Source organism: Duganella lactea (assembly GCF_009857505.1).
In the GTDB taxonomy this organism is placed as follows: domain Bacteria; phylum Pseudomonadota; class Gammaproteobacteria; order Burkholderiales; family Burkholderiaceae_D; genus Rugamonas; species Rugamonas lactea.
This window is the reverse complement of sequence record NZ_WWCP01000084.1, coordinates 1-1,728: the sequence shown is the minus strand read 5'-3', so window position 1 is coordinate 1,728 and position 1,728 is coordinate 1. Positions and strand designations below refer to the sequence as shown.

The window sequence follows — 1,728 nt, the reverse complement described above, 5'->3', positions numbered from 1 at the left end:
TCGGCGACGCAGACCAGGTGCGGGAAAAAATCAGCGGTACGGGGCAGCGCCGAGCAGCTGCGGAAGTGGAAACGGGCACAGCTTAAATTAACCGCCTGAGTGTCTTGACTGACGGGTCCACTTTAACCCAGTGGCACTTGAAGTCGGACACCTGATGGCAAGACAAGCCAGACAGCGATCCTCCTATCCGGGACACCGTCAAGTAGCAAATGATGCGCAGGTCTGCCCTCCTCGTCGAATTGTGGGGATGTGTGATATTTTCATTTCAGCAAGCTGGTAGCTGTAGCGTGCTAAAGCGCCGAAAATTTGAATTGTTCAGACCGGATCATTTAGTCCGAGCCTGAAGCTGGAAGTGGTTCGGATGATCGAAGAACAGGGCCTGAGCGTCCAGAACGTCAGCGAGCATTGACGTTGGTAAGACCGCGATTCGGCGCTGGCTCACGCAGTATGGCGCGGGACAGAACGGTCACCCTCGAACACGTCGTTGAAATCCTCGCTGAAGGTTTGGATGATGCCGCCACCGGCGTGCGTGTGCGCGAACTGCTCGCACCGAACGGCGACCTGGAAAAACTCAGTGCTGGCTGTGAGGCGATCCGCATATGGAGTGGCGGCAATCACTTGTCGCTGCTGTGGAAGCCGGACAGTAGCTGGCGTGCCGGCATGTTCAGGATGTGCAAGGTGCTTTTCTTCCAAGCGGCGACAGCGGACCGCAGTTTGCTCGACGCGCTCGATGTCGTGCTCGAAAACGAAAACCGAAAAACTGAATGGATCGCGGCCGAGGTGTCCTTGAGCTTTGCCTCGGAGCGTTGGCGCAAACTGGTACAACGCTCGCACGGGTTGGGCAACCCGACGAACCGGCGCCATCTTGAAGTCTGTGTTTTCAGTCATCTGAGCAGCGACCTGCGCTCCGGCGACGTCTGCATTGACGGCTCAGGCTCTTTCGCCGACTATCGCAAGCAGCTGCTGCCTTGGGCCGAATGCGAGGCGCTGCTACCTGCTTACTGCGATCGTATTGGCATTGCCGACAATGCGAAGGATTTTGTCGATGGACTAAAGAAACTACTGACAGACACGGCGACGGAAGTCGATAACGGTTTTCTCGCAAACATCAGTGATTTCACCATCGGAAGCAATGGTGAACCGACCTTGCGGCGTAGCACTGCGCGGGAAGTGCCTGCTTCGGCGATCGCGCTGCAGGCCGCCATTGAGTCTCGGACCATTCCGCGAAATCTCCTCGATATCCTGGCCAATATTGAGCACTGGACTGGCTTTACGCGCAATTTCGGGCAGCTCTCCGGCGACGAGCCAAAACTGTGCAACGCGCGCGAACGTTACTTGCTCACCGTGTTTGCTATGGGCTGCAATCTGGGCCCCACACAAGCTGCGCGGCACTTGTCGAACGGCGTGACACCGCACCAGTTGTCGTACTCAAACCAGCGGCACATGGGCCTCGAACAACTCGACAACTCCTGCCGGGACCTGACAGAATTGTACTTGCGCCTGGAGCTGCCAAAGCTCTGGGGTGAAGGTAAGAAGGTAAGAAGGTCGCCGCCGACGGCACCCAGTATGAGTTCTATGAGCAGAATATGCTCGTCCGCATGCATTGGCGCCGCCACATGGCCGCCACGGTCGGGAATTTCTTGCCCCACGGCCCGGCCTCAAATTCGTCCAGCGCCGCTGCTGCCAGATCGGCATTGGCGGCCTGATAGACGGGCTTCAGAGCCGCAG

1 pseudogene is annotated in these 1,728 nt (G+C 57.8%); it reads left to right on the top strand.

Features of this window, described 5'->3' with window-relative positions:
• Window positions 1–366: 366 nt before the first annotated feature.
• Window positions 367–1,652 (top strand): annotated as a pseudogene (locus GTP44_RS26735) (Tn3 family transposase); the annotation flags it as partial.
• Window positions 1,653–1,728: the final 76 nt, after the last annotated feature.